General features: G+C 34.4%; 18 protein-coding genes and 1 pseudogene. 17 read left to right on the top strand and 2 right to left on the bottom strand.

Annotated features, from left to right (window positions below; all coding sequences use genetic code 11):
* From recO to glyS, 3 genes and pseudogenes are all read left to right on the top strand, one after another.
* Positions 1-807 (top strand): DNA repair protein RecO, encoded by an 807-nt coding sequence (recO, locus tag G314FT_RS07220; protein WP_257699978.1) that lies wholly within the window; start codon positions 1-3, stop codon positions 805-807.
* A gap of 241 nt (positions 808-1,048) precedes the next feature.
* Positions 1,049-1,954 (top strand): glycine--tRNA ligase subunit alpha, encoded by a 906-nt coding sequence (gene glyQ, locus G314FT_RS07225; protein ID WP_257699980.1) that lies wholly within the window; start codon positions 1,049-1,051, stop codon positions 1,952-1,954.
* Positions 1,947-4,021, top strand: a pseudogene (glyS, locus tag G314FT_RS07230) (glycine--tRNA ligase subunit beta). The gene glyQ and the pseudogene glyS overlap by 8 nt, the downstream one beginning before the upstream one ends.
* 45 nt (positions 4,022-4,066) lie before the next feature.
* On the opposite strand, the gene G314FT_RS07235 reads toward glyS, so the two are convergent.
* Positions 4,067-6,430 carry a transglycosylase domain-containing protein gene (locus G314FT_RS07235; protein ID WP_423837499.1) on the bottom strand — a complete coding sequence of 788 codons (2,364 nt, stop codon included), beginning with the start codon at positions 6,428-6,430 and terminating at the stop codon, positions 4,067-4,069.
* 166 nt (positions 6,431-6,596) lie between these two features.
* Here G314FT_RS07235 and tyrS point away from each other — a divergent pair, with 166 nt between their 5' ends.
* The 9 genes from tyrS to G314FT_RS07280 all read left to right on the top strand — a co-directional run bounded on the left by tyrS (position 6,597) and on the right by G314FT_RS07280 (position 16,000).
* Positions 6,597-7,859, top strand: a complete 1,263-nt coding sequence (gene tyrS / locus G314FT_RS07240) for a tyrosine--tRNA ligase (protein ID WP_257699981.1) — start codon at positions 6,597-6,599, stop codon at positions 7,857-7,859.
* Positions 7,860-8,181: 322 nt separating this feature from the next.
* Positions 8,182-8,913, top strand: a complete 732-nt coding sequence (locus tag G314FT_RS07245; protein ID WP_257699983.1) for an amino acid ABC transporter ATP-binding protein — start codon at positions 8,182-8,184, stop codon at positions 8,911-8,913.
* Positions 8,914-9,050: 137 nt separating this feature from the next.
* Positions 9,051-9,719, top strand: a complete 669-nt coding sequence (locus G314FT_RS07250; RefSeq protein ID WP_423837532.1) for a transporter substrate-binding domain-containing protein — start codon at positions 9,051-9,053, stop codon at positions 9,717-9,719.
* Between the two features lie 20 nt (positions 9,720-9,739).
* On the top strand, positions 9,740-10,384 hold the full coding sequence (locus G314FT_RS07255; RefSeq protein WP_257699996.1) for an amino acid ABC transporter permease: 645 nt from the start codon (positions 9,740-9,742) through the stop codon (positions 10,382-10,384).
* A 16-nt stretch (positions 10,385-10,400) separates the two neighbouring features.
* Entirely contained in the window at positions 10,401-11,054 is a 654-nt protein-coding gene (locus tag G314FT_RS07260) for an amino acid ABC transporter permease (RefSeq protein ID WP_257699997.1), read from the top strand.
* Between the two features lie 105 nt (positions 11,055-11,159).
* The gene (locus G314FT_RS07265) at positions 11,160-12,059 is read left to right on the top strand and encodes a deoxyribonuclease IV (RefSeq protein ID WP_257700005.1); all 900 of its coding nucleotides are present in this window, start codon (positions 11,160-11,162) and stop codon (positions 12,057-12,059) included.
* A gap of 90 nt (positions 12,060-12,149) precedes the next feature.
* Positions 12,150-12,380 carry a YneF family protein gene (locus tag G314FT_RS07270; protein WP_071456925.1) on the top strand — a complete coding sequence of 77 codons (231 nt, stop codon included), beginning with the start codon at positions 12,150-12,152 and terminating at the stop codon, positions 12,378-12,380.
* Positions 12,381-12,467: 87 nt separating this feature from the next.
* Positions 12,468-14,219, top strand: coding sequence for an ABC transporter ATP-binding protein (locus G314FT_RS07275; protein WP_257700008.1), 1,752 nt, complete (start codon positions 12,468-12,470; stop codon positions 14,217-14,219).
* Positions 14,216-16,000, top strand: a complete 1,785-nt coding sequence (locus G314FT_RS07280) for an ABC transporter ATP-binding protein (protein WP_257700010.1) — start codon at positions 14,216-14,218, stop codon at positions 15,998-16,000. Before G314FT_RS07275 ends, G314FT_RS07280 begins: the two co-directional genes overlap by 4 nt.
* A 77-nt stretch (positions 16,001-16,077) precedes the next feature.
* On the opposite strand, the gene G314FT_RS07285 is transcribed toward G314FT_RS07280, so the two are convergent.
* Complete coding sequence (locus G314FT_RS07285) at positions 16,078-16,404, bottom strand: inorganic diphosphatase (protein ID WP_257700011.1); 327 nt, start codon at positions 16,402-16,404, stop codon at positions 16,078-16,080.
* A gap of 133 nt (positions 16,405-16,537) precedes the next feature.
* Between G314FT_RS07285 and pcrA the strand changes: the two genes are divergently transcribed.
* Genes pcrA through gatB form a run of 5 tightly spaced genes read left to right on the top strand, consistent with a single transcriptional unit; the run spans position 16,538 to position 24,036 of the window.
* Positions 16,538-18,781: a DNA helicase PcrA gene (pcrA, locus tag G314FT_RS07290; protein ID WP_257700013.1), complete on the top strand. Its 2,244-nt coding sequence runs from the start codon at positions 16,538-16,540 to the stop codon at positions 18,779-18,781.
* Positions 18,782-18,787: 6 nt separating this feature from the next.
* Positions 18,788-20,818, top strand: coding sequence for an NAD-dependent DNA ligase LigA (gene ligA / locus G314FT_RS07295; RefSeq protein WP_341481156.1), 2,031 nt, complete (start codon positions 18,788-18,790; stop codon positions 20,816-20,818).
* Positions 20,819-20,831: 13 nt separating this feature from the next.
* Positions 20,832-21,137, top strand: coding sequence for an Asp-tRNA(Asn)/Glu-tRNA(Gln) amidotransferase subunit GatC (gene gatC, locus G314FT_RS07300; RefSeq protein WP_125955515.1), 306 nt, complete (start codon positions 20,832-20,834; stop codon positions 21,135-21,137).
* A complete protein-coding gene (gene gatA, locus G314FT_RS07305; RefSeq protein ID WP_257700019.1) occupies positions 21,137-22,606 on the top strand; it encodes an Asp-tRNA(Asn)/Glu-tRNA(Gln) amidotransferase subunit GatA in 1,470 nt (489 codons plus the stop codon). Before gatC ends, gatA begins: the two co-directional genes overlap by 1 nt.
* A complete protein-coding gene (gatB, locus tag G314FT_RS07310; protein WP_257700020.1) occupies positions 22,606-24,036 on the top strand; it encodes an Asp-tRNA(Asn)/Glu-tRNA(Gln) amidotransferase subunit GatB in 1,431 nt (476 codons plus the stop codon). The genes gatA and gatB overlap by 1 nt, the downstream gene beginning before the upstream one ends.
* Positions 24,037-24,056: the final 20 nt, after the last annotated feature.

Raw genomic sequence — 24,056 nt, forward strand, 5'->3', positions numbered from 1 at the left:
ATGTTGAGAGGACCTCAAGAAATTAATGGACTTATTTTGTTTTCTAGGAATTATCGGGAAAGCGATAAATTGGTAAAAATATTTACAGAATCTAATGGAAAAAAAATGTTTTTTGTGAGACATGCTAATAAAAAAAATAATCAAATCGGCTCAGCTATTCAACCATTTACGCAAGCGACTTTTATCGGTGATATGAAAGATGAGGGATTATCTTTTTTGAATACAGCTAAAGACATTTTCCCGTTTTTTGCGATTCAACAGGATATTTTTTTATCAGCCTATGCTACTTATATACTTAATTTAAGTGATGCCGCCATTGAGGACAATGTATATGACCCTTTTTTGTTTGGTTTTTTAAAAGAATCCCTTACATTGATTAATGATGGCTATGATGCCGAAATTATAACAAATATTTTTGAGATACAGATTCTTCAACGGTTTGGGATACAATTAAATTTCTCGTCTTGTGCTATATGTGGCAGTCAAAGAGAACCATTTGATTTTTCTGATAAATACCATGGTGTACTTTGCCAAAAACATTGGTCAATGGATGAACGTCGGTTTCATTATTCTCCAAGAGCCTTACATTTTATTAAATTGTTTAATGCCGTTAGTTATGAACAAATAAAAAGTATCAACCTCTCAGATGAAACGAAGCAACATATAAGACAAGTGATTGATTCGATTTATGAAGAATATGTTGGTTTACATTTAAAAAGTAAAAAATTTATCGATGATATGCAAAATTGGAAAGAAATGATTCCAAAGAGAGAAAACAAAATTGACAAACTGGATAATACCAATTAAAATAAAGACAACTTATATAAACATGTTGACAGAACTAAGTAAAAATGACAAAACTAACCAAAGCGAATTTGGGTCAGTGAAAGCCAAATGTTAGGAGTTATTTTGAAGGCATTCTTGAGTGTACAAAATGAAGCTGCCGTGGAAACGGAAGTAGGGTGGAACCGCGAATATTCGTCCCTATGTTTGATAGATTATGTCAAGCATAGGGATTTTTATTATGTTAAAAATAGGAGGAAAAACAATGAGTCAAACATTAACGATACAAGAAATGATTTTAGCTCTTCAAAATTATTGGTCAAATCAAGGATGCATGTTAATGCAAGCCTATGATACAGAAAAAGGGGCAGGAACAATGAGTCCTTATACTTTTTTACGTGCAATAGGACCAGAACCATGGAATGCCGCTTACGTAGAGCCATCACGTCGTCCGGCTGATGGTCGTTATGGCGATAACCCAAATCGTTTATATCAACATCATCAATTCCAAGTGGTCATGAAACCTTCACCAGAAAATATTCAAGAATTGTATTTGGATAGCTTAAAAGTTTTAGGGATTGACCCATTTCAACATGATATTCGCTTTGTTGAAGATAACTGGGAAAATCCTTCTATGGGTTGTGCTGGTTTAGGTTGGGAAGTGTGGTTAGATGGTATGGAAATCACTCAGTTTACCTATTTCCAACAAGTCGGTGGTTTAGAATGTAAACCCGTCACATCAGAAATTACATATGGCTTAGAACGTTTGGCTTCTTATATTCAAGAAGTTGAGAGCGTCTATGATTTAGAATGGACAAAAGGCGTGAAATACGGTGAAATTTTTGTTCAACCTGAATATGAGCATTCAGTTTATTCATTTGAACAAAGTGATCAAGAGTTATTATTAAACTTATTTAACAGTTATGAAAAAGAAGCAAAACGTGCGATAGATTTAGGCTTAATCCATCCGGCTTACGATTATGTGTTAAAATGTAGTCACATGTTTAACTTGCTTGATGCTAGAGGAGCCGTTTCCGTGACAGAGCGTGCAGGGTATTTAGCAAGAATTCGTAATATGGCTAGAGCCTTAGCTAAAGGCTTTGTTGAAGAACGAGAAAAATTAGGATTTCCATTATTAAAAGAAGTTATGGAGGAGGATATTCATGAGTAAACAATTTTTATTAGAAATCGGGTTGGAAGAAGTACCAGCTCATTTAGTCACTCCAACATCGAAACAATTTGCTAAAAAAGCAGCAGACTATTTAAATGAAAATCGTGTATCTTTTGACAATATTGAAGTATTTTCTACACCAAGACGTTTTGCCATTCGTGTAAATGGTTTAGCAGATAAGCAAGAAAATATTGAAGAAAAAGCAAAAGGTCCAGCAAAAAAAATCGCACAAGACGCTGAAGGTAATTGGACAAAAGCAGCGATAGGGTTTGCTAAAGGTCAAGGGGCAACAACAGATGATTTGTATTTTGAAACAATTAAAGATGTTGAATATGTCTTTGTTGATAAATTTATTGAGGGACAATCAGTGGAAACCATTTTACCTGGTTTAACTAATGTTGCAGCTCATTTAACTTTCCCAGTTACTATGACATGGGGAAATGGCGAGTATCGTTTTATTCGTCCTGTGCACTGGTTAGTGGCTCTTTTAGAAGATAATGTTATTCCTATGACTTTTTTGGTATTAATAGTTCGAATAAATCTCGTGGTCATCGTTTCTTAGGTCAAGAAGCAATGATTAACCATTCATCTGATTATGAAACAGCTTTAGAAGAACAATTTGTTATTGCTAATCCTGTGATTCGTCAAGATAAAATTAGTAAACAAATTCATGAAATTGAAGAAAATAATCATTGGATAATCCCGCAAGATGCAGATTTGTTAGAAGAGGTTGTTAATTTAGTAGAATACCCAACTGTTTTTGTTGGAAATTTTGCTGAAAATTATTTATCTTTACCATCAGAAGTTTTAATCACATCAATGAAAGAGCATCAACGCTACTTTGAAGTATTAGATCAAAAAGGCCAATTATTGAACCATTTTGTATCGGTTAGAAATGGAAACAGTGATTACATTGATAATGTGCGAAAAGGAAATGAAAAAGTTCTTCAAGCTCGTTTAGAAGATGGGGAATTTTTCTATGAAGAAGATTTAAAATTATCAATTGATGATTATGTCCAAAAATTAAAATCAGTGACATTCCATGAAAAAATTGGATCAATGTATGAAAAAATGCAACGAGTGGCGGTCATTTCTGAATTAATAGGATCATCTGTTGGTTTATCTAAGGAAGAAATGACGGATTTAAGACGTGCTAGTGAAATCTATAAATTTGATTTAGTGACTCTTATGGTAGATGAATTCCCAGAATTACAAGGCATCATCGGCGAAAAATATGCCACATTAAAAGGTGAAAGCGTTGGGGTGGCTCAAGCTATTCGTGAGCACTACTTACCAAAATCAAGCGATGGTGAGTTGCCTGAAAGTAATGTAGGAGCTGTTTTGGCGATTGCAGATAAATCAGATACATTATTATCTTTCTTTGCTGTGGGCTTAATGCCTAAAGGCTCAAATGACCCATATGCGTTACGAAGACAAGCTTATGGTATTATTCGTATTATTGAGTCTAAAGGATGGGATTTCCCAATCATTCGTTTGCAACAACAAATGAAAGAACTAATTAATGAAGACATTGAAAGATTTGGATTAAGTATTGAGACAGATGAAGAAGTTTTAACAGAGTTCATCAAAGGTCGTATGAAACAATGGTTTAGTGGTAAACAAATTCGTCACGATATTATTGAGGCCGTCTTAGAAAGTAGACAAGAAAACTTGCATACGATGTTTGAAACAGCGGATATATTAGTCAATCATGCATCAGAGAATGATTTTAGACCAACAATTGAATCTTTAACACGCGTTATTAATTTATCTAATAAAGCAGAAGATAAAGAAGTAGGAAAGATAAATCCAGAATTATTTGAAAATGATTCTGAGAAAAAACTTTATGAAGCCATTATGTCGGTTTCAGAAAAAGTGGGTGATTTGACACTTAATGAATTGTATGAAGAACTACGTCATTTAAATCCATTGATTGAATCATATTTTGAAGATACAATGGTTATGGTTGATGATCAAGCAATAAGAGAAAATCGTTTAAATCAATTAAAAATGATAGCAAATATTGCATTATCCTTTGCAAGTTTAGATCGTTTGATTGTTAAATAAAAAAGTGGCTACTTGATTTAATCAGTAGCCACTTTTTTTATGTGATTAATTTCTTCTGTTAGTTGTTGCTCTAGGTGTACTAAATGATTTCCATGCATTTTTATAATTATCATCGGTTCCACCAATACCAAATTTGAAAGTACTATCTTTAGGGCCATCAGTTGCATAAAAGCTTTCTACTTCTTTTGCTCCTTTTAAGTTGATTTGTTGATTATCTACTTTGACGGTGGCTACCTTTTCTCCTGTAAATTCGACGACCTTTTCTTTTTTGACAGAAGGGTCTAAGGTGAATTTTTCATTCACTTTAAATATATCAGAATTTCTTTGATACACATAATTTGTCATATAAGACCAATAAATCATATTTTGTTTGTTCCACGTTGAGCTCATTTGAGTGTTGTCATCGTAACCAATCCAGCTACTCATCGTCACTCCTGGAGTAGAAGCTGTAAACCAATAATCTTTTTCTAATTCCGATGTCCCAGTTTTTCCAACCCAGTCAGCTCTAGCAAGTGTTGGGTTAACAGATTGAAGGGACTCCTGAGCAGCTTGACCTGTTCCACTTTTTAGAACATCTCGCATCATGTCATTCATGATAGATGCTGTAGCCGGCTTAAAGACTTGGGTTGGATCAGATTTATGTTGATAAATGACCTCACCTTCTTCATTTGTGATTTTATCAATGGAGAAGCCTTTATTATAGACTCCTTTATTAGCTAAAGTAGCATAAGCTTCTGTTTCCTCTAAGACCGTCATACCATAATCAGTTGCGCCAAGAGGGATTGATTCACGGTAGTACTCATCGGGATTAAGTCCTATATTCATTTTATCAAAATATTGTTTAGGATCTATACTTTGAAGCATATCATTGTATAAATTAACCACCGGAATATTTAGTGACCATTTGAGTGATTCTCTTACAGATTTAAAGGAGTTACTCCCTTTATCAGAATAATTTTTTACTTCTTGTCCATTTTTGTATTTTAATGGATAATCAGATAATTTTGATTCTGAACCAATAATACCATTATCGATTGCTGGAGCGTAAGCTAAAATAGGTTTCATAGTAGAACCAGGTGAGCGTCTAGTTTGAAAAGCATGATTATTTTGATTTTGGCTATAATTTCGACCGCCAATAAAACCATAGATACGGCCAGTTTGATTATCCATTAAAACACTTCCTGTTTCCAGTAATTTTCCACTGCCATCATCTAATACATAGCCATAATTATTTACCGCTTCTTGCATGGCATCATATGTTGTTTTATCAATCGTTGAATGAATAGTATAACCGGAACGTGCAATATCTTTTTTGACTCTTTCGAAATATTGATCAAACAGTTGTTTTGAATTATTGATATCATCTTCTGTGTGTCCATCAGCTTCATAGTAACTTGGCATTAAAACACGTGTTGCTTCATCATATAGATAGGTATATAAAAAGCCATTTTCAGTATCCGATTTGGGAGAAGGTGCAATGAAATCTTGTTTCAAATCATAACTTTTTGCCGCTTCGTATTCTTCCTTAGTAATGATTTTTTCACGGTACATATTAAAGAGAACGTCATCTTTTCTATTAAGTCCAGCACTTAAGTCATCTTTTAATTGTGCATCGTTTGTATATGGAGAGTATTCTATTGGACTTTGTGGTAGACCAGCTAAAAAAGCGGCTTGTGGTAAGGTAACCTCGCTAGCATGAACGCCAAATATTCCTAAAGCTGCTTCTTCAATACCTGCAATATTTTCACCATGATTATTTCGTCCAAAAGGAGAAACATTCAGGTAAGCACTTAAAATATCATCTTTTGACATGATTTTTTCAGTTCGAAGAGCAAGCATTATTTCTGAAGCTTTTCTTTTATAAGATGTTTCATTTGTTAAAACTTGTTGTTTGACTAATTGTTGTGTGATGGTTGAACCACCAGACTTACTTCCAATGCCAATGATATCAGACAAAGTTGCTCTAGCAACAGCTTTTGGTACGATTCCCTTGTGTTCAAAAAAGTTTTCGTCCTCAGTAGTAACCAACGCTTCCTTTATAAAATTTGAAATTTTATTTGATGAAATATTTGTACGAATTAAGTCTGATTTTATTACTGAAACTAAAGAACCATCTGCATAAGTTATGTTAGACTGTTGATCTAAATCTGAAATTTTTTTGACAAGCTCTTCTTTTTCAGGTACATCAACGGTTTTAACTAAAGAAGCAAAATAGCCAATACCTGTTCCAATACCTAATGCAGCTAAAGATAAGCCTACAATAATTAGTAGAATAAATAACGATCGAAATACACGATAAGTGACATTAATGACAAATGGCCAATCTCGTTTTTTATCAGGTTCAGGGGTTTGAGTTTCCACTTCTTCTAGAGTATCTAAGGGAGTATCAAACTTATTGTCCTCGTTCAATTTATCACCTCATTCTTTTTATGTGCTCAATTATATCATTTTACAATTAATCATTATACTTAGTCAAATTGTTTTGGTGTTCTGATATAAAAATCACATTTTAATCTTTCTTTTAGATTATGAATAGGTTAAGATTAGAGATGAATAAAATTAAGGAGGAACTAATATGACAACGAATTTTTTATCAGAATTAAAGGATCGTGGTCTCGTCTATCAAATGACTGACGAACAAGCATTAGAAGAATTATTGAATGAAGAGTCTGTTAAGTTGTATATTGGTTTTGATCCGACAGCAGATAGTTTACACATCGGTCATTTATTACCAGTATTAATCTTAAAACGATTTCAAGAACAAGGACACGTGCCAGTAGCACTTGTTGGTGGGGGAACTGGTATGATTGGTGACCCATCATTTAAAGATGCAGAACGTAGTTTAAATTCTACTGAAATTGTTGAATCATGGGCCAATAGTCTTAAAAATCAATTGTCTCGTTTTATTGATTTTGATGATAAAACAAATCCTGCAATTTTAGCTAATAATGCTGATTGGTTAACTAGTATGACATTGATTGACTTTTTAAGAGATGTGGGTAAAAACTTTACAATTAACTATATGATGAGTAAAGAAAGTGTGAAGCGTCGTATTGAAACAGGTATTTCATATACTGAATTTGCCTACCAATTACTGCAAGCTTATGACTTTCTAAAATTATATGAGACTGAAGGAGTAAAACTTCAATTAGGTGGGAGTGATCAGTGGGGAAATATCACTTCAGGTATTGAGTTATTACGCCGTGAAAAAGAAGTTCAAGGATATGGATTAACGATGCCACTAATTAAAAAGGCAGATGGTACAAAATTTGGTAAAACAGAAGGAAATGCTGTTTGGTTAGATGCAGATAAAACATCTCCTTATGAATTTTATCAATTTTGGTTAAATACAGATGATCGTGATGCGGTTCAATTCTTAAAATACTTTACATTTTTATCACTAGATGAAATTGCTGAGATTGAAAAAGAATTTAATGAGGCACCTCATGAAAGAGCAGCTCAAAAAGCGTTGGCTAAAGAAGTGACAACACTTGTTCATGGCGAAAAATCTTACGAACAAGCTGTTAGAATTTCTAAAGCACTGTTTAGTGGTGACATCAAGGAATTAACAGCTGAAGAAATTAAACAAGGATTTAAAGATGTTCCTAGTTATGATGTCTCAGCTAATGATGATTTAAACCTTGTTGAATTACTAGTCAACTCTGGTATTGAATCGTCAAAACGTCAAGCACGTGAGGATGTCAAAAATGGTGCTATCTATATCAATGGTGAGAGAATTCAAGAGTTAGAATATGTCTTATCTGATAAAGATAAAATAGAAAATGAATTTATTGTTGTTCGACGTGGAAAGAAAAAATATTTCTTATTGAAGTTTTAAACAGTTGTTAATAGTTAGCTAAACCTAAGAAAAAATGATGATGATCATCATTTTTTCTTAGGTTTTTTTATTTCTTTAAATAAAGATAATTTTAAATAATATTATTCAATAAAGTTGATTAAATTAACTTTATTGTTCTAAAATAAAATAAGTGATAAATTTAAATAGTGTTTATATTCCTTTTTTTCTGAAAATTTCATTATAGAAAACTTTACAATTATAAACTTTACAGTATATAATTAGTTCTTAATAGAACAATATTAATTTTTGATGAGAAAAGTTAGCGGTTTATCATCACATTATAAGAGAGGGGTTTTTAGCAATGATTACATTTAAAAATGTAGAAAAGTACTATGGAGAGTTTCATGCGTTAAAAGATATCAATCTAACAATTGAAACTGGTGAGGTGGTTGTTGTATTAGGTCCTTCTGGATCAGGTAAGAGTACTATGTTACGTTGTATCAATGCATTGGAAGAAATATCAACTGGTGAATTAATAGTAGATGGAACTAGTATTTTTGATCCAAAAACTAATTTAAATAATGTTCGAAAAAACTTAGGAATGGTATTTCAGCAATTTAACTTATATGCTAATATGACTGTTTTAGAAAATGTAACACTCGCGCCAGTAAAAGTGTTAGGTTTAGATAAACAGGAAGCTAATAAGAGAGCTGAACAATTATTAGATAGAGTTGGTATGTTAGATAAAAAAAATGCTATGCCAGCTCAATTGTCAGGTGGTCAACAACAACGTGTCGCTATTGCACGAAGCTTAGCTATGACACCAAGTTATATGTTATTTGATGAGCCAACTTCAGCACTAGATCCAGAAATGGTAGGAGAAGTACTAGATGTTATGAAGTCACTTGCTAAAGAGTCAGGTATGACAATGGTTGTTGTTACACATGAAATGGGTTTTGCTAGAGAAGTAGCAGATCGTGTTATTTTTATGGCAGACGGTCAAATTTTAGAAGACAGAGAATCTGAAGCGTTCTTTAATGATCCTCAAGATGAACGTGCTAAACAATTTTTAAGTAAAATAATCAGTCATTAGGAGGGGTCTTTATGAAAAAGTTCTATCGTGGACTACTCATGATCATTATGGTTTCTTTAATATTTTTACTAGGAGCTTGTGGAGCGAAAAGTGTGTCTGAAACCAATGTTTTAGAAAAAATAAAAAAGAACGATAAGATGGTTTGGGGAGTGAAATATGATACCAAATTATTTGGTTTAATGAATATCGAGAAAAGAGAAGTAGAAGGTTTTGATATTGATATTGCAAAAGAAATTACCAAACGTCTTCTAGGCGATGAGAAAAAAGCTGAATTTGTTGAAGTAACATCAAAAACAAGAATTCCTTTATTAAAAAATGGAAATATAGATGCTATTATTGCCACTATGACGATTAGTGATGAAAGAAAAAAACAAGTTGATTTTTCAGATGTCTATTTTGATGCTGGTCAGTCTCTTTTAGTGAAAAAAGGAAGTGACATAAAAAGTGTTGAGGATTTAAATGATGGGAAAACTGTTTTAGCCGTAAAAGGGTCTACTTCAGCGGCAAATGTCAGAAAAAAAGCTCCTAAAGCAAAAGTGTTAGAATTGGAAAACTATGCAGAAGCATTTACAGCTCTTCAATCTGGACAGGGGGATGCCATGACAACTGATAATAGTATTTTATTAGGTATGGCTTCTGAAAATCCTGATTATGAGTTAGTCGGGGGAAACTTCACAGATGAACCTTATGGTATTGCTTTTAATAAAGGTCAAACAGAGTTGGTTAATCAAGTGAATAGTATTTTATCTGATATGAAAAAAGATGGCACTTACGAAAAAATTTATAAAAAATGGATTAAAGACTAAAAAATAAAGGAGTTGAGAATATGTTAGAAATTTGGAATACTTATCATCAAGATATTTTAGCTGGTCTAAAAGTCACATTGACTGCCAGTATCATTGCATTGATATGTAGTTTGATTATCGGCACTGTTATGGCTATGTTACAAGTATCAACAAAAAAATGGGTTAAAAAAATTGGAAATATCTACGTAAACTTTTTTCGAAATATTCCTTTATTGATTGTTGTGATGTTCTTTTTTGTTGTGTTACCACTTTATGGCATCAAATTTGACGGAATTACTTCTGGAACTATTGGTTTAACATTATACACTTCAGCTTTTATTGCTGATACAGTTAGATCAGGGATTGAAGCTGTATCTAAAGGTCAAAGAGAAGCAGGAATGTCATCTGGACTAACTTATTTACAGATAATGTATTACATTGTGTTGCCACAAGCCTTTAAAATTGCCTTACCGTCACTTGGAAACCAATTCATTAATTTAGTGAAGAATTCATCTATTTTAGCTATGGTAACAGGAGCAGATTTAATGTATACGGGTGATTTGATTGCAAGTACAACATTTAATACATTAGGAACTTATACATTGATAGGGCTAATCTATTTATTAATGACGATGCCGTTATCTTATCTAATGAGATACATAGAAACACGCACAGCAACATATTAAGAAAGGAGTTGTTTCGATGAATTTTGCTCAAGCATTAACATTACCTAATTTACGATTTATTTTTGATGGACTATTAGTAACAGTTGAAGTGGCTGTTATATCGATTATTTTGAGCTTTATTATTGGTGGAATACTAGGAGTGGTTCGTTTTTTAAGAATTCCTTTCTTGTCAAAGATTGTTGGTTTAGTTATTGATATTATAAGAAATTTACCATTGCTATTAATTATTTTCTTTACCTACTTTGCTCTACCTCAAATTGGTATTCAATTTAGCATTTTTTGGTCTGCGGTAATCGCCTTAACTATTTTTGAATCGGCTATGATATCTGAAATTATCCGTGGAGGAATTGAAGCAGTACCTAAAGGTCAAATGGAAGCAGGTCGTTCTACTGGACTAAATATAATCCAAACAATGTATTATATTGTATTACCTCAAGGGATTAAATTGATGGTACCACCTCTTGTAAGTCAGTTTGTTTCTTTGATTCGTGATACCTCTTTAGCTGTCGTTATCTCTTTACCTGAGTTAACACATAATTCAAAAATTATTTATGCTCAATACCCAAGTACAGTATTGGTGATGTTTATTATTATGACTGTCTGCTATTTTGCTATTTGTTATTCATTATCAAGTTTTGCTAAACGTTTTGAATTAAACTATCAAAAATAATCGGACCTTTGTGTTCGGTTATTTTTTTAAGCAATTATCTTGTGAAGCTTAAAATAAAACGCTACAATTTGTATGGTCAAGTTAATAGGAAATGAGGAGTTTTTTATGTTATTAGGATCTCATGTCAGTATGAGTGGAAAAGATATGCTGTTAGGTTCAGCAAAACAATCAGTGGAGTATGGTGCGTCAACGTTTATGATTTATACTGGGGCACCACAGAATACGCGTAGAAAACCCATTGAGGAGTTAAATATTGAGTTGGGTCAAAAATATATGCTTGAAAATCAATTAGATGTGAATAAAATTGTGGTTCATGCACCATATATCATCAACCTAGGTAATACAACAAAACCACAAAATTTTGGGTTTGCGGTTGATTTTTTAAGACAAGAAATAGAACGTGTTACTGCCATTGGCGCAACCCAAATTACGATGCATCCAGGAGCACACGTTGGAGCAGGAGTTGATGCTGGAATCAACCAAATCATTAAGGGGTTAAATGAAGTATTAACATCTGATCAAGTGCCACAGATAGCTTTAGAGACGATGGCTGGAAAAGGAACAGAAATCGGGCGTTCATTTGAGGAAATCGCGCGTATTATTGATGGTGTGACACATAATGATAAGTTATCAGTCACATTAGATACTTGTCATATTAATGATGCTGGTTATAATGTACGAGAAGATTTTGATGGTGTGCTAGAAGAGTTTGACAAAATCATTGGTTTGGACAGATTAAAAGTAATTCATGTCAATGATTCTAAAAACGATCAAGGCTCACATAAAGACCGTCATGCTAATATTGGATTTGGGACAATTGGGTTTGATGCACTAAATTATGTGGTTCATCACGACCAATTAAAAGAGTTACCAAAAATTTTAGAAACACCTTTTGTAGGTGAAGACAAAAAAACAGCCAAAGCGCCATACTATCATGAGATTAAAATGTTGAAAAAAGGAGAATTTAATCCTAATTTGTTAATAGATATTGAAAATAATGCCTAAATTTGTTAAAAGAGTCTTTTCATTGACGTTATTTTCTAGTACAATTAATTATTGTGGAGTAGATTAATTGGAGGAAGGAGCGTCGAAAAGATGAATACTGGATTAGCTATTTTATTCATTATTATTGCCCTAATTTTAGGAGCAGTCGGTGGATTCTTTTTAGCAAAGAAAACATTTGAAGATCAATTACAGAAAAATCCTCCCGTTAATGAGGATATGTTGCGTATGATGATGTCACAGATGGGTCAAAAACCGTCAGAGAAGAAAATACGTCAAATGATGCAAAACATGACAGCTCAAAACAACAAGAAGAAAAAATAGGTTGTTTTGTTTTGGAGTGAATAAAAAACATAAAAAACGGGTGCTTTTTCGCACCTGTTTTTTTTATGGAAAAAAGGAGTGAATAACTTGAGCGTTTTTAAAAAACTTGCTTGGTTTTTCAAAGAGGAAAAGAAAAACTATATTATTGGAGTAGGGGCCTTAATATTAGTAGCTATTATTCAATTATTACCGCCTCGTGTCATTGGAATTGTGGTAGATTCGATTGCTGATAAGACATTAACTAAACAAAAATTATTATTCTGGGTTAGTCTATTAGTCGTTGCTGCCATAGTGGTTTATTTACTGCGATATGTATGGCGGACGCATATTTGGGGTGGTGCAGCGAGACTTGAGAAAAGGATGAGAAAAAGATTGTTCCATCACTTTACTCAGATGGATCAGACCTTTTACCAAAGATATCGAACGGGTGATTTGATGGCCCATGCAACCAATGATTTGAATGCGATTCAAAATGTTGCGGGTGGAGGTATTTTGACATTTGCTGATGCGTTTATCACAGGTGCTATTACTGTTGTAGCCATGATTATATTTATTGACTGGCGACTAACGCTATTAGCCCTACTACCATTTCCATTACTTGCAGTGTTATCGAGTAAACTTGGGGATAAATTACATGAGGCTTTTAAAGAATCACAGGATGCTTTTTCTAGATTAAATGATAAAACACAAGAAACCATCACAGGAATTAAAGTGATTAAAACATTTGGACAAGAAAAAGAAGAAATAGAAGATTTTCAAGAAAAAGTTGATTATTCTATTAGAAAAAATAATCGAGTAAACTTTTTAGATGCTTTATTTGATCCGTTGATTACGCTAATTATTGGTTTAAGTTATATTATCTCTATTTCATTAGGAGGCTATTTAGTTAAAACAGGGAGTATTTCTATTGGACAACTGATTTCATTTTTCAATTATATAGGGATGTTGGTTTGGCCAATGTTCGCAATAGGGCGTTTTTTCAATATTTTACAACGAGGGAATGCTAGTTATGATCGTGTCAATGAGTTATTAAGTGAAAAATCAGCCATTGTTGAAATGAAAACAGGGATTAAGACGCCTGCTAAAGGAGATATTCACTATCATGTTGATTCGTTTAATTATCCTGGTGATGATACTAAGGCACTGGAAAATATAGACTTTACCTTACACGAAGGTGATACTTTAGGAATTGTTGGAAAAACTGGTGCTGGAAAAACCACATTATTAAAATTATTAATGCGAGAATATGATGATTATGATGGTGAAATTCTATTTGGCGAAAATAAATTACAACATTATACTTTAGATTCCCTACTTCACTCAATTGGATACGTTCCACAAGATCACTTTCTCTTCTCGATGACAGTAAGAGATAATATACGCTTCGGTCGTCCAAAAGCTTCCCAAGAATTAGTTGAAAAAATTGCCAAACAAGCAGCAGTTCATGAAGATATTTTAGGCTTTAGCAAAGGATATGACACAATGGTTGGAGAACGTGGTGTGTCTTTATCTGGAGGACAGAAACAACGAATCTCTATAGCAAGGGCTTTGCTAACAGAACCAGAATTGCTTATTTTAGATGATGCATTGTCTGCAGTTGATGCGAAAACTGAAGAGCTTATTTTATCAAGTCTAAAAGAAACACGGAAAAATAAAACAACGATTATTACCACTCATCGACTAAGTAGTGTGAAACATGCCAAAGAGATTATTGTTATCGACGAAGGAAGAATTATTGAACGTGGCTCGCATAGTGAATTGATTGCATTAAACGGTTGGTACAAGAGAATGTACGATCATCAACAACTTGAACAAAAAATAGAAGGGGGGATAAATTGATGGAAGAACAACAATCAGCATGGTCAAAATCATTTACGATGAAAGAGCAAAAAAATATTGTAAAACGATTGATTACATTTGCTAAACCTTTTAGGAAATATTTTTATGGTTCTTTAGTATTTGCTGTGTTACTTGCTGTAGTCAATATTATTCTACCTAAAATTTTACAGATTTTTATGGATAATCATTTAACTGATGTGAATGTCCAAACAAAAGTGATTTTATATTTTGCTGGATTATATGGTTTAGGAACATTATTTAAAGCAATTGTTTGGTTTGGACAGTGGATTTTGTATTACAAGGGATCTCTTCAAACCTATCAATCACTTCGAGTGAAGTTATTTTCAAAACTTCAAACGATGGGGATGAGATACTTTGACCAAACACCGGCAGGGTCAATTGTTTCAAGAGTAACCAATGATACAGAAACGCTATTTGATTTTTGGTTAGTATTCTTGATGGTGTTATCTGCGTTATTTGGTATCATCGCATCCTTTATTGCGATGGCAACGATTAATATCCAATTGATGTTTGCATGTTTAATCTTTTTCCCGATATTACTGGTGATTATCTGGTATTATCAAAAATTTAGTTCAAAAATTTATCGCAGTATGCGTGAGAGATTAAGTCAATTAAATACTAAGCTAAATGAATCAATTTCAGGTATGCAAATTGTGCAATATTTTAGACAAGAAGAACGTCTTGAAGAGGAATTTGAAGAAAATAATAATGAATATTTAAAAACAAAGTATGCTATGATACGTACTAACTCCTTGTTACTTGCGCCAATTATTAACTTATTATTTGCATTAGCAACAGCGATGATTTTAGGATTCTTTGGATTTAAATCATTTAACTCACTAGTTGAAGTAGGGATGATTTATGCATTTATTTCATACGTTCAACAATTCTTTAATCCAATGACACAGATGATGGATTTTCTAAGTACATTTCAAGATGGATTGGTTGCCGGTAGTCGAATTATTGGAATATTAGATCATGAGGAATTAGTGCCACAACAAAATGAAGGAGCGAATGCCACTATAACGAATGCTAAGATTGAGTTTAGAAATGTTAGCTTTTCATATGATGGTAAACACAATGTACTAAATAATATTAGTTTTGTAGCTAATCCTGGTGAGACTGTAGCGCTAGTTGGTCATACGGGTAGTGGTAAAAGTTCGATTATTAATGTACTAATGAGGTTCTATGAATTTTATGATGGCGACATATTCATTGACGATGTGAATATCAAAGATTATCCGATGGAAGAACTTCGTGAGAAAATGGGATTAGTCTTGCAGGATGCCTTTATGTTTTATGGCGATATTTCAAGTAATATCAGGTTGTTAAATAATAATATAACTGATGAAAAAATTATTCATGCGGCAAAATTTGTTCAAGCAGATAAATTTATTGAAACACTACCTAAAAAGTATCATGCACCAGTTTTAGAAGGTGGATCTAGTTTTTCTAGTGGACAAAGACAATTGATTTCTTTTGCTCGCACCATTGTAACAGATCCTAAAATATTGGTACTTGATGAAGCAACAGCTAATATTGATACAGAAACCGAAACATTGATTCAAGAAGGATTAGAGAAGATGCGTAAAGGTCGTACGACGATTGCCATTGCACATAGATTGTCTACTATTAAAGATGCCAATCTTATTTTAGTTCTTGAAAAAGGTCATATTGTTGAAAAAGGAACGCATGATGAATTAATTCAAGAAGAAGGACTTTATTTTGATATGTATCGACTACAAAATAATCAAATATAATAAGAAGAATAAAAAAACAGACTCGGGAAAAAAATGATTTTCTGAGTCTGTTTTTTTATTCGTTAATATCATAGGGTTTAGTCAACAAGATACACAGAAGAATCGAAATGTTGTTCGATGAACTTAATTTGGTCATATATTTCTTCTGTTGTATAGATTTCACCTGGAGACGAGATGACCCATTTGGTTTCAACATCGTCATGTCGTTTGACAATGGCGATGAGGACACCATCAAATGACTCAATAGGGGTTTGAACATTTCGAGAAATAATATAGGCATCTTGTTCTTTTCCATCTCCTGCTATGATGTTTTTGACATAACCGTAGTTGATTGGATAAACAGTACCATATTCATTTTGATACCCAAGAGGTCTGTCTATCGTGACGTTTATTAAACGAGTCATAAATAACCTCCTTTTTCCTAAATTGTAATCCAAATTCTAAGATTAAGCAATGTAAAAAGAAAAATAGAAAGAAATTATTCTAAGAATTTGCTATAATAGAAAAGGATTTGATCAGAAAGGGTGTTCGTACCAAATGACGCAAAAACATAATTTATTGGCAGGTCTAAATGACAAACAACAAGCTGCCGTTCAAACGACACAAGGGCCTTTACTTATCATGGCTGGTGCAGGTAGTGGGAAAACAAGAGTCTTAACTCATCGTGTCGCTTATTTAATCGATGAAAAAGGGGTTAACCCTTGGAATATTTTAGCTATCACCTTTACCAATAAAGCAGCCAAAGAGATGAAGGAACGTGTGGTGTCGATTCTTGGAACAGTTGGTGAAGATGTGTGGGTCTCAACTTTCCACTCAATGTGCGTCAGAATGTTACGACGTGACGCTGATTTGATTGGTTACAATCGCCAGTTCACGATACTGGATGCTAGTGACCAACAAACATTGATTAAACGGATTTTAAAAGAAGAAAATATTGATCCTAAAAAATATGATCCACGCAGTATTTTATCTCAGATTAGTCAGGCAAAAAACGAATTATTAACGCCTGAATCATATGAAGAACGCTACACAGGTTATTTTGAGCAAATTGTTGCAACGTGCTATAAAAGATACCAAAAAGAACTTCGCAACAATCAATCAATGGATTTTGATGATTTGATTATGTTGACGATTCGTTTGTTTAAGGAAAGTCCTGAAACATTATCTTATTATCAAAATAAATTTCAATACATTCATGTGGATGAGTACCAAGATACAAACCACGCACAATACACGTTAGTGAATTTATTGGCACAACGTTTTAATAATCTATGCGTGGTTGGGGATGCTGATCAAAGTATTTACGGATGGCGTGGCGCTGATATGCAGAATATTTTAGATTTTGAAACAGACTATCCTGATGCAAAAACAATTTTACTTGAACAGAATTATCGTTCAACGAAACATATTTTACAGGCGGCAAACAGTGTGATTAACCACAACCAAAACCGTAAGAAAAAAGAATTATGGACAGATAATCAATCAGGCGAAAAAATCGTGTATTATCGTGCAAACTCTGAACGAGAAGAAGTGCAATACATTGTGACAACCATTCAACAGTTGAAGTTACAGGAACAGCGCTCTTATGGTGATTTCTGTGTGCTATATCGAACAAATGCCATGTCCCGTGTGATTGAGGATACGTTCTTAAAAGCCAATATTCCTTATAAAATGGTGGGTGGACATAAGTTCTATGATCGTAAAGAAATCAAAGATATTTTAGGGTATCTAAAAGTTATTTCTAATGAAATGGATTCGTTAAGTTTTGAGCGTGTGGTGAATAGCCCTAAGCGAGGCATTGGGCCTGGAACAATAGAGAAAATCAGAGAATTTGCTGATATGCATGGTTGGTCGTTACTTCAAGCGACAGTGGATATTGATTTAACACCAGTTACTGGAAAAGCAAAAAAAGAGCTTGGCAATTTTGGTCAGATGATTATGCAATTAAGAAAAATGATACCTTATCTAACCATCACTGAATTGGTCGAGCAAGTATTAGATAAAAGTGGTTATCAAGAGGATTTAGTGAAACAAAACTCACTTGAATCTCATTCACGTTTAGAAAACTTGGAAGAGTTTTTAACTGTTACAAAAGAATTTGATAAGCGTTATGAAGAGGGAGATTATGAGGATGAAAGTGAAAACGATGAAGACAAATTAGCACTCTTTTTAAATGATTTGGCACTTGTGTCAGATATCGATTCACTAGAAGATGACCAAGGTCAAGTAACCTTTATGACACTTCATGCGGCTAAAGGTCTAGAATTTCCATATGTCTTTTTAGTTGGAATGGAAGAAAGTATTTTTCCATTATCACGAGCTGTTTTAGAAAGTGATGAATTAGAAGAAGAACGTCGTTTGGCTTACGTGGGGATTACCCGAGCGGAAAAACAATTATTCTTAACGAACGCATCGAGCCGTATGTTGTATGGTCGTACACAATACAATCGTCCGTCACGCTTTTTAGAAGAAATTGATGAAGATGTGTTAGAAAAAGTTGGTGCAGTGCATAAAGTCGCTAGCCAAAAACCGATTGGGGAAAAATACCGTCGAGCAACGTATCAGCAGCCAACAACAACAGCTGTGACAGCGAAAAAACAAACGGGTGGCGAAAAAGCACCATGGCAACCAGGTGACAAAGTCGAACATAAAGCATGGGGCATTGGAACGGTTGTGAAAGTGAGTGGAGATGCTAAAGATATGGAGTTAGACGTGGCATTTCCTTCTCAAGGAATTAAACGGTTATTAGCCGCTTTTGCACCAATTACAAAAGTAGATTAAAAAGAGGTGACCATTTTGGGGATTGACGAGGCAACAAAACGTGTATCTGAATTAAGAGACACACTAAATGAATGGGCACGCGCTTATTATGTAAAAGATGCGCCACTAGTTAGTGACCATGAATATGATAAGTTATACAAAGAATTAGTAAGTTTAGAAGAACAGTTTCCTGAACTTGTAACAAGTGATTCTATCACGCAACGAGTGGGCGGAAAATTACTCGACGGGTTTCAAAAAGTTGAGCATACAACACCCATGATGAGTCTAAGTAATGCCTTTAATGAGCAAGACTTACGTGATTTTGATAAACGTGTAAGAAAAGGCACAAGTAAATCAATTAGTTACATGGTTGAATTAAAAATTGATGGATTAGCGATTAATCTAACATATAACAACGGACAATTTGTTCAAGGAGCGACTCGTGGTGATGGGGTAGTTGGCGAAGACATCACGCAAAATTTACGTACAGTTCATTCGATTCCATTATCTTTACAAACTCCTGTGACACTTGATGTGCGTGGTGAATGTTATATGCCAAAAGAATCATTTGTCAGATTAAATGATGAGCGAGATAAAAAAGGAGACAGTGTCTTTGCGAATCCACGTAATGCAGCAGCTGGTAGTTTACGTCAACTTGATTCAACTGTGACAGCAAAACGTCAGTTAAGTACGTTTTTATATACGATAGCCAATCCTGAAGCCTTAGGGTTAACGACTCAAACTGAAGCTTTGGATTACTTAGATAGTCTAGGATTTAAAACCAATCATCAACGTAAGCTTTGTCACTCAATTGATGAAGTTTGGCAATATATTGAAGAATTTAGCGATAAACGTCACTCCCTTGATTATGAAATTGATGGTATAGTCATTAAAGTGAATGATTTTGACGCACAAAATGAATTAGGTTATACGGTTAAAGCACCTAAATGGGCGATTGCCTATAAATTTCCAGCTGAGGAAGTTCAAACCGTGTTACGTGAAATAGAATGGACCGTTGGACGAACTGGAGTGGTGACACCAACTGCCGTGATGGATCCTGTGCAATTAGCTGGAACAACCGTTTCTCGGGCGAGCTTACATAACTGTGATTTGATTGCCGAAAAAGACATTCGCTTGTTTGATACAGTGGTGATTCATAAAGCGGGAGATATTATTCCTGAAGTCACACAAGTTGTGTTAGATAAACGAGCAGCTGATAGTCAGCCATATGACTTTCCAACACATTGTCCGACTTGTCATTCTGAGTTGGAGCGTATTGAATCAGAAGTCGCTTTAAGATGCTTAAATCCGGCTTGTCCGGCACAGATTAAAGAAGGCCTCAATCATTTTGTGTCACGTAATGCCATGAATATTGATGGATTAGGCCCTCGTGTGCTAGAACAAATGTATGAAAAAGAACTTGTCAAACAAGCAGCAGACTTGTACTATTTAACGCAAGAGCAATTATTAATACTTGATAAAATTAAAGAAAAATCAGCAAACAATATTTTAGAAGCCATTGCAAACAGTAAAGGCAATTCATTAGAGCGGTTATTGTTTGGTTTAGGCATTCAGCACGTTGGTTCAAAAGCAGCTAAAATTATTTCGAGTGAATTTAAAACAATTGATGGTATTATAGAAGCAAGTAAAGAAGATATTTATGCTATTGATACAATCGGTCCTGTTATAGCTGATAGCATTGTTAAATATTTTTCTATTTCTGAAACATTGGAACAAATAGACAAATTAAAACAAGCTGGTGTTAACATGGTTTATCTTGGTGTGACTAAAGAAGATATCACATCTATTGAGTCCCCATTTAAAGACAAAACGGTTGTTTTAACAGGTAGTTTAACACAATTTAAACGAACGGAAGCCAAACAAAAGATTGAATCACTGGGTGGCAAGGTGACCGGAAGTGTGTCCAAGAAAACAGATATTGTAGTAGCTGGAGAAGAAGCAGGAAGTAAACTAACCAAAGCTCAAGAATTAGGAATTGATGTTTGGAGCGAACAACAAATGGTTGATGCCATAAATGCATCACATACAACAGAGTAAAAGGAGAATATTGATGGCAATTTCAAAAGAAGAAGTACAACACGTTGCAAAATTATCAAAGTTGCGTTTTTCAGATAGTGAATTAGATGAAATGACAAAACATTTAGGGAAAGTCACAGACATGATGGCTAGTTTGAGTAATGTTGATACAACGGACGTTGCGTTTACATCAAACGTAACGGAAGAAACCAATGTTTTTAGAGAAGATATTAGTGTGAAAGGCGAAAGCCGTGATGCGTTATTAAGTAATGTTCCTGAAACACAAGATGGCTACATTAAAGTACCAGCAATCATGGATAACGGGGAGGCAGGAGCATAATGACTGAGTTACAAACATTAACAGTAAAACAACTAAGTGACGCATTAAATAAAAAAGAATTAAGCTCACAAGAAATCGTAAAAAGTGGATTTGATTATATCAAACAAACGGAACCAACGATTGACGCATTTATCACGCTAAGCGAAGAAAAAGCCTTAGCAGAAGCAAGAAAAATTGATGAGTCACCACGTAGTGAATTAACGCCACTAGCTGGTATTCCGATTGGGATTAAAGATAATATCGTGACAAAAGACGTGTTAACAACCGCAGCAAGTAAGATGCTATATAACTTTAACCCAATCTATTCAGCAACAGCCGTTGAAAAATTAGAATCAGCTGGACTTGTATCTATGGGTAAATTAAACATGGATGAGTTTGCGATGGGGTCTTCGACTGAAACCTCTTATTTTAAACAAACTAAAAATGCGTGGGATCAAACAAAAGTACCAGGAGGCTCTTCTGGTGGATCAGCAGCAAGTGTGGCAGCTGGGCAAGTTCCTGCATCATTAGGAAGTGATACAGGTGGAAGTATCCGCCAACCTGCTTCATTTAACGGAATTGTTGGGATGAAACCAACCTATGGACGTGTTTCTCGTTATGGTTTAATTGCGTTTTCTTCAAGTTTAGATCAAATTGGTCCAATGACTCGTACAGTAGAAGATAATGCCATGATTTTAAATGCCATTTCTGGTCATGACGCAAAAGATAGTACAAGTTCTCGTCGTGACACACCAGATTTTACAAACTTAATTGGTCAAGACATCAAGGGCATGAAAATTGGGGTACCAAAAGAATTTATGGGTGAAGGGGTTCATCCTGATATTCGTGACGCCGTAAAAAATGCCGTTAAAACATTTGAAGCACTTGGCGCGACAGTTGACGAAGTGAGTTTACCAAATGCAGTTTACGGTGTGGAAGTTTACTATATTATCGCTTCATCAGAAGCATCATCAAACTTACAACGTTTTGATGGGATTCGTTATGGATACCGTTCTGAAAATGTGTCAAACTTAGAAGATGTGTATGTTAACTCTCGTTCTGAAGGGTTTGGTTCAGAAGTGAAACGTCGTATCATGCTTGGAACGTTCTCATTAAGTGCTGGATTCTATGATGCATACTTTAGAAAAGCTGGACAAGTTCGTACGTTGATTGTCAATGACTTCAAAAAAGTCTTTGAAAACTATGATTTGATTTTAGGACCTGTTTCACCAACTGTGGCGTTTGAGTTTGGAGCAGCTAAAGATGATCCAATCACAGCCTATATGCGTGACATTTTAACCATTCCAGTTAACTTAGCAGGGTTACCAGGGATGAGCGTTCCAGGAGGATTCTCTGAAGGATTACCAATCGGAATTCAATTAATCGGAAATCATTTTGAAGAAGAAAAAATGTATCAAGCAGCTTATGCGTTTGAACAAGCAACCGATTTCCATAAAAAACAACCTGTTATTTTAGGAGGTAAAGCATAGTGAATTTTGAAACAGTCATTGGGTTAGAAGTCCATGTGGAATTAAAAACCGAATCAAAAATCTTTTCACCATCTGCCGCTCACTTTGGAGCAGACCCAAATACTAATACAAACGTGATTGATTTTTCAATGCCAGGTGTTTTACCTGTTTTAAATAGAGGGGCACTTGAATATGGTATGAAAGCCGCTTTAGCACTTAACTGTAAAATCAACCATCACACAAATTTTGATAGAAAAAATTATTTCTATCCTGATAATCCCAAAGCCTACCAAATCTCTCAAGATGACAAACCAATCGGATACGACGGCTGGGTTGAAATCGAAGTAGAAGGCAAAAAGAAAAAAATCCGCATCGAACGTGTTCATTTAGAAGAAGATGCGGGTAAAAATATCCATGCAACAGATGGTTATTCCTATGTTGATTTAAATCGCCAAGGCACACCACTTATTGAGATTGTCTCTGAAGCAGATATGCGCTCACCTGAAGAAGCCTATGCTTATTTAGAAGCTATTCGCTCAATCATCCAGTTTACTGGTGTGAGTGATGTGAAAATGGAAGAAGGCTCAATGCGTTGTGATGCCAATATTTCGCTAAGACCTTATGGGCAAGAAAAATTCGGAACAAAAGCAGAACTTAAAAACTTGAACTCACTAAACTACGTGAAACAAGGCCTTGCTTTCGAAGAACAACGTCAAGCAAAAGTTTTAATGTCAGGTGGCATCATCCAACAAGAAACACGTCGTTATGATGAATCAACGAAATCAACGATTCTAATGCGTGTGAAAGAAGGAGCAAGTGATTACCGTTACTTCCCAGAACCAGATATCCCATCAATTGATATTAGTGAAGAATGGGTAGAAGAAATCAGAGAATCATTACCAGAGATGCCTGCAGACAGACGTATTCGTTATGTGAGTGAACTTGGATTACCTGAATATGATGCGATGGTATTAACTTTATCTAGTGATATGTCAGATTTCTTTGATGCAACAGTGAATAACGGAGCAGATGCAAAACAAGCATCTAACTGGTTAATGGGTGAAGTGTCAGCTTACTTAAATAGCGAGCATTTAGACTTACTTGAAACAAAACTAACACCAGAAAATCTTGCTGGTATGATTAACTTAATCGCTGATGGAACAATTAGTTCTAAAATTGCGAAAAAAGTCTTTAAAGAATTAATCGAAAACGGTGGCGACGCTAAAGAGGTCGTTGAAGCAAAAGGATTAGTCCAATTATCTGATCCAGCTCAATTATTGCCAATGATTAATGAAGTATTAGACAAAAATGAACAGTCAATCGAAGACTTTAAAAATGGAAAAGATCGTGCTGTTGGGTTCTTAGTGGGCCAAATTATGAAAGCAACAAAAGGAAAAGCAAATCCAGGAGTCGTGAACAAATTACTAAAAGAGGAATTATTGAAACGTTAAATTGACAACGTTCGATATGA

Origin of the sequence: Vagococcus luciliae, assembly GCF_024637875.1 — a bacterium.
Classification (GTDB): domain Bacteria; phylum Bacillota; class Bacilli; order Lactobacillales; family Vagococcaceae; genus Vagococcus; species Vagococcus luciliae.

Bases quoted from the DNA above. Each gene is read 5' to 3' on its own strand.
- recO (WP_257699978.1), top strand. From the start codon at position 1: ATGTTGAGAGGACCTCAAGAAATTAATGGACTTATTTTGTTTTCTAGG.
- glyQ (WP_257699980.1), top strand. From the start codon at position 1,049: ATGAGTCAAACATTAACGATACAAGAAATGATTTTAGCTCTTCAAAAT.
- tyrS (WP_257699981.1), top strand. From the start codon at position 6,597: ATGACAACGAATTTTTTATCAGAATTAAAGGATCGTGGTCTCGTCTAT.
- G314FT_RS07245 (WP_257699983.1), top strand. From the start codon at position 8,182: ATGATTACATTTAAAAATGTAGAAAAGTACTATGGAGAGTTTCATGCG.
- G314FT_RS07250 (WP_423837532.1), top strand. From the start codon at position 9,051: ATGGTTTGGGGAGTGAAATATGATACCAAATTATTTGGTTTAATGAAT.
- G314FT_RS07255 (WP_257699996.1), top strand. From the start codon at position 9,740: ATGTTAGAAATTTGGAATACTTATCATCAAGATATTTTAGCTGGTCTA.
- G314FT_RS07260 (WP_257699997.1), top strand. From the start codon at position 10,401: ATGAATTTTGCTCAAGCATTAACATTACCTAATTTACGATTTATTTTT.
- G314FT_RS07265 (WP_257700005.1), top strand. From the start codon at position 11,160: ATGTTATTAGGATCTCATGTCAGTATGAGTGGAAAAGATATGCTGTTA.
- G314FT_RS07270 (WP_071456925.1), top strand. From the start codon at position 12,150: ATGAATACTGGATTAGCTATTTTATTCATTATTATTGCCCTAATTTTA.
- G314FT_RS07285 (WP_257700011.1), bottom strand. From the start codon at position 16,404: ATGACTCGTTTAATAAACGTCACGATAGACAGACCTCTTGGGTATCAA.
- pcrA (WP_257700013.1), top strand. From the start codon at position 16,538: ATGACGCAAAAACATAATTTATTGGCAGGTCTAAATGACAAACAACAA.
- gatC (WP_125955515.1), top strand. From the start codon at position 20,832: ATGGCAATTTCAAAAGAAGAAGTACAACACGTTGCAAAATTATCAAAG.
- gatA (WP_257700019.1), top strand. From the start codon at position 21,137: ATGACTGAGTTACAAACATTAACAGTAAAACAACTAAGTGACGCATTA.